The organism is Thiocystis minor, from assembly GCF_016653465.1.
Classification (GTDB): Bacteria; Pseudomonadota; Gammaproteobacteria; order Chromatiales; family Chromatiaceae; genus Chromatium; species Chromatium minus.
Genome location: NZ_NHSQ01000100.1, coordinates 1 through 7,893 on the forward strand (window position 1 = coordinate 1; position 7,893 = coordinate 7,893).

7 protein-coding genes and 1 pseudogene are annotated in these 7,893 nt (G+C 59.2%); 2 read left to right on the top strand and 6 right to left on the bottom strand.

Annotated elements, in window-relative coordinates:
- Window positions 1–307 precede the first annotated feature (307 nt).
- From CCR95_RS14485 to CCR95_RS25900, 3 genes and pseudogenes are all read right to left on the bottom strand, one after another.
- The gene (locus CCR95_RS14485) at window positions 308–2,038 is read right to left on the bottom strand and encodes a hypothetical protein (RefSeq protein WP_201095660.1); all 1,731 of its coding nucleotides are present in this window, start codon (window positions 2,036–2,038) and stop codon (window positions 308–310) included.
- Window positions 2,039–2,350: 312 nt separating this feature from the next.
- Window positions 2,351–2,447: pseudogene (locus CCR95_RS26385) on the bottom strand (pilin); the annotation flags it as partial.
- Between the two features lie 126 nt (window positions 2,448–2,573).
- The gene (locus CCR95_RS25900; protein ID WP_276570269.1) at window positions 2,574–2,933 is read right to left on the bottom strand and encodes a pilin; all 360 of its coding nucleotides are present in this window, start codon (window positions 2,931–2,933) and stop codon (window positions 2,574–2,576) included.
- Window positions 2,934–3,338: 405 nt separating this feature from the next.
- Between CCR95_RS25900 and CCR95_RS14500 the strand changes: the two genes are divergently transcribed.
- The gene (locus CCR95_RS14500; RefSeq protein ID WP_201095664.1) at window positions 3,339–3,815 is read left to right on the top strand and encodes a tetratricopeptide repeat protein; all 477 of its coding nucleotides are present in this window, start codon (window positions 3,339–3,341) and stop codon (window positions 3,813–3,815) included.
- Window positions 3,816–3,887: 72 nt separating this feature from the next.
- Here CCR95_RS14500 and CCR95_RS14505 read toward each other — a convergent pair whose 3' ends face one another.
- The 3 genes from CCR95_RS14505 to CCR95_RS14515 are packed head-to-tail and all read right to left on the bottom strand — an operon-like array spanning window position 3,888 to window position 5,261.
- Window positions 3,888–4,085: a hypothetical protein gene (locus CCR95_RS14505; RefSeq protein ID WP_201095666.1), complete on the bottom strand. Its 198-nt coding sequence runs from the start codon at window positions 4,083–4,085 to the stop codon at window positions 3,888–3,890.
- On the bottom strand, window positions 4,082–4,270 hold the full coding sequence (locus CCR95_RS14510; RefSeq protein WP_201095669.1) for a hypothetical protein: 189 nt from the start codon (window positions 4,268–4,270) through the stop codon (window positions 4,082–4,084). The genes CCR95_RS14505 and CCR95_RS14510 overlap by 4 nt, the downstream gene beginning before the upstream one ends.
- 31 nt (window positions 4,271–4,301) lie before the next feature.
- On the bottom strand, window positions 4,302–5,261 hold the full coding sequence (locus CCR95_RS14515) for an AAA family ATPase (RefSeq protein WP_201095671.1): 960 nt from the start codon (window positions 5,259–5,261) through the stop codon (window positions 4,302–4,304).
- Window positions 5,262–6,038: 777 nt separating this feature from the next.
- Between CCR95_RS14515 and typA the strand changes: the two genes are divergently transcribed.
- On the top strand, window positions 6,039–7,844 hold the full coding sequence (gene typA, locus CCR95_RS14520) for a translational GTPase TypA (RefSeq protein WP_338115404.1): 1,806 nt from the start codon (window positions 6,039–6,041) through the stop codon (window positions 7,842–7,844).
- Window positions 7,845–7,893: the final 49 nt, after the last annotated feature.

The following is a 7,893-nucleotide window of genomic DNA, read 5'->3' on the forward strand; positions in this document are numbered from 1 at the left end:
TCGGAGACTCTTCGGGATGGGCGAAGAGGGCGGGGAGCCAATCTACGTACAGGCTCAAGGCCTCAGGTTGGGACGGCTTCCCCGGTTCACTCTTCATAAATTCCCTTTATCGCAATCCCTTGTCAATTCCTGGGAACAGAACATACAAGGTTGGGGTGAGGAACGAACCCCAACATGACGCCGCGTCGGAAACGAAAAACGCCCCAAATCGGATGACCAAGGGCGTTGAAGTTCATGCAGGTCGGTGTCCGTCCCGAAATCTTGGTGAATGTTGGGGTTCACTCTCGTTCACCCCAACCTACGCTGGCTAATTGATTTGCATTGATTTTTGCAAAATCTCTAGTGCTGTTTTTGTCTCGCCGTCAAGCATATACAGACGGCTAAGCTGCCACCATAGGTTGGCGATTTCACTTTTGCGGGCGTGAGGAGGGCGTGTCTCGATAAGACGCTCTAATAAGATATACGCATTGTATGCCTGACCTGGCGCACAGCGACCCTCCTTGAGCAGGACATAAAAACTTTCGATATTTTTTGCAGCGGAACTCAAACTGGCTTTGCGCGGCGAGTGAGCGAGCAGGGCATCGAAATGCAGACGCACGGTTTCGTTTTTCCCCATATCGCAGGCCAGCGCGAGTGCCCATGATCTTGAAAACATGCAGTCAGGGCAGACGCTCAGGTTTTGTTCCATCACGTCTAGCGCTGTAACACTGTCACCTCGCTCCCATAATGGCTCTGCTAGATAGGCAGCGGCGCGCTGCGAGGCCGGCTGCGTTTCGAACCAGACCCGTGCCGCCGTTTCCGGTTGACCCCATACCAACACAACATTCGCCAGGCTGAAACCGAGAAATCCTAAATACAAGACGATCGCCACGGAGATTGCCGGCTGTTTCAGCGCCCACAGGCGCTGGATGCCGATCGCCATGAGGATCGCCAAACCGACCAGGGGTAAATAATTGCGATGCAGAAAAGACAACTCCAGCCCCAGGGTGGTCGATTCCAGGAGATGCGCGCCAAGGAACCACAGCGAGCCAAAAGCGAACCAGGGCCAGCGTCGGCGAGCGATCAGCGCCGCGAATAACCAGGCAAGAATGGCCGCCAACGCCAGCCCTTCTGGACTCAACAGCGTCCAATGCTCGACATGACGCCAATGATCCTGAAAGGGATTGATTGCCTGCCAGTTCGGTACAAACGCCTGGCGGAGATAATCGACTAAAATCAAAGGTTGCGAAAGCAATCGCTCGATGACCGAAAAATCGCGACCTGCGAATGGTTCAAAAGGATGATTGAAAAGTCCTTTTAATAAATACCCGATGATGGCCAGCGAGGCGAAGGATAAAGCCGTTAATCGAATGGCACGATAACGTTGGATGTCAGGTCGATGCGTGAGCAGCGTCAGCTCGATGACCAATAGCAGCAGCGGCAGCAGCGCGCCATTTTCCTTGGTCAAAACCGCCAGCGGCAGACACACCGCCAGGGAGAGGATCTGAAGATCGGGGCCTCTGCGATGACCGCGGGATTGGAGCTGCAAGCCGGCCAAATACACGATCACTCCCAACAACACAAAGGTGGTGCTGAGCGCGGCCATGCGTTGAATGGGGATCAGGATCGTGGCGGCATGAATCGGCAACATCAGCCACAGCAGGGCGGCGAGCGCGGCCAAGATGCGGGGAACGTGTGGATGAGGGCTTGCGGCCCCGGTCATCCGTAACAGTTGCCCGGTCAGAATATAAACCAGCACGCCATTGAGGCCGTGGATCAGGACATTCACCAACAACAGCGAAGGCAAATTGTCCGGCCAGCCGGCATGGTGCAGCAGAAAGCTGAACATCGCCACCGGTCGCCCGAGCGGGCCAGAGATTTCACCCAAGACGAAATCAAGGGCGGCGAATGAAAACAGGCTGTCTATTTCGCCGAGTTTTTCAAGCGGGCGGATATCGTCATAAAACAACGCGCCTGATAATCCATGCAGATACATCACCGCGATCGCTGTAAGCCAAACGCCCGCGACGATCCAGAACCGGATTTGAGATTGACTCAAAAAAGCGCTCCGGTTTCTCACTATTCAAACGTTCGGATTGAGCGGGGACGTGACAGATTTGGCATCACTGCAGCTCGCAGGCAGCACTGCCCGCATTGCATTGCGTGTTAGTGTCTCCACGGGCGCTGACCGTGAAAGTGATCGTGTTACCGTTAATATGGTCGGCTATCACTGGAACAGCGCTAATCGCCTGACAGGCGCGCCCGACGAAAGTGAGTGCCGGCTTGTCATTGGCCAGATTCGCAACCGCCAGGCTCATGTAGGCCCGCGCCTCTGCCAGGCATGCACTGTTCGACGACCTGATGGTAAAAACGCGGTATTGAGGTAAAGCAATGGCTGAAAGCATACCCATGATCGCCACGACGATCATCAATTCGATCAGTGTGAAGCCGCGAGGTATGTTGCTCATGATGCTTAACCTCGTAGAATGCGACTACGATCCGCTAGGTGGGATGGTCTGATAGCCGTGATGAAGACGGCGAGCCCGCCGAACAGGGCTGGCGGACTCGTCGTTGCGGTAGAAAGAGTTAGCTTGCTACGGCGCGAGATCGCATGAACCTGTACCGGCGTTGCAAAGCGTATTCTTCACCAGAGTGACGGTGCCGCGTGTTTGTGGTACGAATGTGATTTGAGTGCCAGCGTTGTAACTGGCCACTGCCAAAGCAGGTGACATACTCGCACACGCGCTCGCTCCAAAGGCTGTGGGATCTCTATTGTCAGCCATATCCGCCACAGCTGTACTCATATAAGCCTTCGCTTCGCCTAGGCACCCGCCATTAGCGGCGCGCTGCGTGTAATCCCGATACGCCGGCAACGCAATCGCCGCCAAAATACCAATGATCGCGACCACAATCATGAGTTCGATCAAAGTAAAGCCTTGTTGATACTTTTTCATGGATCTCTCCGCTAGGTGAATGATGAAACCGTCTGAACGGGGAGGCCAATCGGCTCTGAATCTGGATCGCCGCCCTTCCGAGGTCTCCCGATCCCGATACAGCAGTTCGTATGCCAATCGCCCAGTCGTGCCTCCCGCCGATCCATCCGTTTCGCCATCGTCTCGATGATCTCTTTGATCGAAAAGGAGTTTTTTGATTGTCGTCCGCGCCGGCATGATGTGCGCGTGACCGATGAAGCGCGGACGCATCCAGGATCAACCCGCCGATCTTCCTGCCACTCAAGCGTTGGCACTACCAAATTCCTCTGCCACGCTAAAATGGCACCATCAAACCAAGCGTTGGCACCACCAAACCAAGCGTTGGCACCACCGAATCTTCCAACGCGCCCAACCGAGAGACGCACCATGCTCCTGAGTATTGCCGCGACCATGACCCTGACCGGGTGGAGCGAACGGACGGTGTGGCGGCGCTTTGCCGGCCACATCGTCAAGAATGGAACCTCCAACAGACGCTCCATGATCCCGTTCGAGGTCATCGAGCCGCACCTGTGCCTTGCGCTCGCGCCCGAGGATCTCCCGGCGCTGGAACAGGCCGATGCCGGGGATGCCGATTCGCAACACGCGCTGGCGTTGCTGTTCCTCTCCAAGGACAAACCCGAAGGGGCAATCGATTGGTTGGAACACGCGGCCAAGCATGATCATGCGGATGCCATGAATTTACTGGGCATCTGCTCGATCGAAGGAAATGGACGGCCAAAAGACGAGACTCTCGGCATCGCCTGGATCGCCAAAGGCGCCGCCCTGGGTCATGTGATTTCGCAACGGCAGATGGAGTTTATTCATGACCGGTCGGAGAAGCTGAAAAACATCGCCTCCAGGTGAAGAGGCACAAAGGACACCAAGAAAAAGCCTTTGTGAACTTTGTGTCTTTGTGGTGAATGTTTCCTTGAGGCCTCAGCGGCTCCTTTTGGCCTGTTGTGCATGCGCCTGCTCGATCAGCGCCCGCGTCGAGGCATCGGCGTCGATGGCCGCGGGCTCGCTCAGCGGACCGCTCGCAAGCCGCTTCAGCTCCGCGAGCCAGTCCGCCATCCGTGCCGGCACATGCTCGGGCGCGGCGTACTCGATGAAGGTCTGCCGGCCGTCTGGCGTCACCGCATAGGTGCCATTGGGCTCGCGCTTCCAGGCTCCTCGATGACGAACTTGGTCTCGCCGAGGGTCAGGGTATTGCCCTCGATGGCGGTCGAGCCGTGGGTCCAGAGATCGCGGATCTGGGCGAGCAGGGCCGCGCGCAGATCCGGATCGAGGCCCTTGAAGGCTTGGAGGTTGGTTATCGTCATCAGGTGGGTTTCAACAGAGCAACCCGCTGGTTCAAGGAATCGCGACCAACGTCAGCAACCGATTCACAAAGGCATCCGTGGTCACGCCCTCGGCCTCGGCCTCGAAGGTCAGCAAAATCCGGTGCCGCAGGATCTCGGGCGCGACGGACTGGATATGCCGGGGCGTGACGAAGGTGTCACCATCGAGCCAGGCGCGGGCGCGGGCGCAGCGGGCGAGGGCGATACTGGCGCGGGGCGAGGCGCCGAAGCGGCACCAGCGCCCGAGATCCCGGTCGTAGCGTTTCGGCTGGCGGGTCGCCTGGACCAGATCGACGATGTAGCTGTGCAGCTTGGGATCCAGATAGAGTCCGGCCACGTCGCGGCGCATCGCGAATAAGGCTTCCTGGGTCAGCGGCTCGATGGGCGGTGCGTGATTCTGGGTCTGCTGCTGGCTGTCGAGTTCGAGAATTTTGAGTTCTTCGTCGCGGGTCGGATAGGTCACCACGGCCTGCATCAGAAAGCGGTCGAGCTGGGCCTCGGGCAGGTGATAGGTGCCTTCCTGCTCGACCGGGTTCTGGGTCGCCAGCACCATGAACAGCCTGGGCAGCGGATAGGTGCGTTGACCGACGGTGATCTGATGCTCGGCCATCGCCTCCAGCAGGGCCGACTGGACCTTGGCCGGGGCGCGGTTGACCTCGTCGGCGAGCAGCAGATTGTGAAACAGCGGACCCTGCCGAAACTCGAACTCGCCCTTTTCGTGACGGTAGATGTCGGTGCCGATCAGGTCGGAGGGTAGCAGGTCGGGGGTGAACTGGATGCGGTGGAAATCGCCTTCGAGCGACTCGGCCAGCGCCTTGACGGCGGTGGTCTTGGCCAGCCCCGGCATGCCTTCGACCAACAGGTGGCCGTCGCTCAACAGACACACGAGCATGCTGTCGATGAAGGGTTGTTGGCCGATGATGCGCGAGGCGATGTGATCGCGGACGGGTTGCAGTTCGGAGGGGGTTGTCATGCTGGGGTGGTTTCCGTGCGTTCCGTGGGCGGTGGTGGATTCTGGTCGGGCGCCGGTCCGATCGTGTCGCCGAGGCTGTCGCGGATCGTCTCCCGTGGCGGCGAACTATGCTGTCTCTTTTCCGGGGTGAGCGCAAGCCTGGGGCGGGTCGCGGAGCGCATTGATTTATCGGTCTATTCAAATATCAAGGCAACTCTTGGGCGATGGCTTGTCAGGGGCCGACGATGGCCGGAGACGAGCGCCCGCGCCAGCGTCGTGGACGGCGAAGGACGCATGCAACTGAATTTGTTCACATGGGTCAATGGCTTAAACAGGACGCGTATGAGCGCGTCGTCAACAGGTGTCACGTCATCGTCGCTTTTCTCGTAAGTCTTTGTTTATGTTTTTATTATTTTGATCGATCAAAATCCGTCCAATCTAATCGAAGCCCAACAACCGCGCGCGCTCGGATGCTTTGAACAGACCTTATGCACAAACTTATCCACAGAAATTGTTGGCGGATTGGAAAACTTCTATTGGGAAAGGGTGTTGCGACGATATGACGAGACAGAGACGGAATAATGGCGGCTAACGTGATCGAGTTCGAGCGGCGACCATGACAAGTCGGCGCTCCCAGGGGGGGGGCTAGCCGAGCGAAGAAAAATTCGCCCCTCTCTCGGTATATACTTAACGCACCGGCCGCATTCGTTTCGCCCGGCGCTGACCGCGGCACGCGATCCTGATCGCCGACCCACACCCTGAATCCTTATTCGCTATCCCCCTGGAGCTTTACCCCTCGTGATCGAGACCCTTCGTAATATCGCTATCATCGCCCATGTCGATCATGGAAAGACCACGCTGGTGGATAAGCTCTTGCAGCAATCCGGCACTCTCGGCGACCGCTTCGGTCCGGTCGAGCGGGTGATGGACTCCAACGCGCTGGAGAAGGAGCGCGGCATCACTATCCTCTCCAAGAACACCGCCATCCGCTGGAACGACTACCGCATCAACATCGTCGACACCCCCGGCCATGCCGATTTCGGCGGCGAGGTGGAGCGCGTGCTGTCGATGGTGGACTCGGTGCTGCTGCTGGTCGACGCGCAGGAAGGCCCGATGCCGCAGACGCGCTTCGTCACCAGTAAGGCGTTTGAGCATGGGCTGCGTCCGATCGTGGTCATCAACAAGATCGACCGCCCCGGCGCGCGTCCCGACTGGGTCATCGATCAGGTGTTCGAACTGTTCGACCGGCTCGGCGCGACCGACGAACAGTTGGACTTCCCGATTGTCTATGCCTCGGCCATCAACGGCTACGCCGGGCTTGAGGACACCGTCAGCGGGGGCGACATGACGCCGCTGTTCGAGGCCATTATCAAGCACTGCCCGGCGCCCGAGGTCGACCCGGATTCGCCGTTCCAGATGCAAGTCTCGACGCTGAATTACAGTTCTTTCGTTGGCGCGATCGCGGTCGGGCGTATCCGTCACGGCAGCGTGCGGCCCAATCAGCAGATCGTGGTCGTCAAGAACGATGGCACGCGCTACAAGGCCAAGATCGGTCTGGTCTACGGCTATCTGGGACTGGAGCGTTACGAGGTGCCGTCCGCTTCGGCGGGCGACATCGTCGCCCTGACCGGCATCGAGGCGCCGAATGTCTCCGACACGCTCTGTCATCCGGAGCATGCCTATGCACTGCCGCCGCTGACCGTCGACGAGCCGACCGTGACCATGACCTTCCAGGTCAACACCTCGCCCTTCTGCGGTCGCGACGGCAAATATCTGACCTCGCGTCAGCTCAAGGATCGGCTGGAGCGCGAACTCATCCATAACGTCGCGCTGCGGGTGGAGGAGGGCAACGATCCCGAAAAATTCCGCGTCTCCGGGCGCGGCGAGCTGCATCTGTCGATCCTGCTGGAGAACATGCGCCGGGAAGGCTACGAAATGGCCGTCTCGCGTCCCGAGGTCATTTTCCGCGAGATCGACGGCAAGATCTGCGAGCCTTACGAACAGCTCACGGTCGACCTGGACGAGACCTCGCAGGGCGCCATCATGCAGGCGCTCGGCGAGCGACGCGGCGAACTCAAGGACATGGTCCCGGACGGCCGGGGTCGGGTGCGGCTCGACTACGAGATCCCCTCGCGCGGCCTGATCGGCTTCCAGACCGAGTTCATGTCGCTGACCTCGGGCACCGGGCTGAAGTATCACGTCTTCGACCGTTATCGTCCGGCCAACATGGGCGGCATCGCCCCGCGGCGCAACGGTGCGCTCATCTCCAACGGCACCGGCAAGGCGCTCGGGTATGCGCTCTTCGCGCTTCAGGAGCGCGGCCGCATGATGGTCTCGCCCGGCGACGAGGTGTACGAGGGGCAGGTGGTCGGCATCCATTCGCGCGACAACGACCTGACCGTCAATCCGCTCAAGGCCAAGCAGTTGACCAACATCCGCGCCGCCGGCTCGGACGAAAACATCCTGCTGACGCCGCCGATCAGGTTCACCCTGGAGCAGGCGCTGGAGTTCATCGAGGACGACGAACTTTCTCCCTGCCGCGCATCCTGGGAGGACCGCAACAGATCGCCGACGTTGCCGCCTATGTCGCCCAACTGCCGATGACCGCCCACAACGGCAAGGGTCCGGGTGTCGATCTGGAACTCGGCGGACA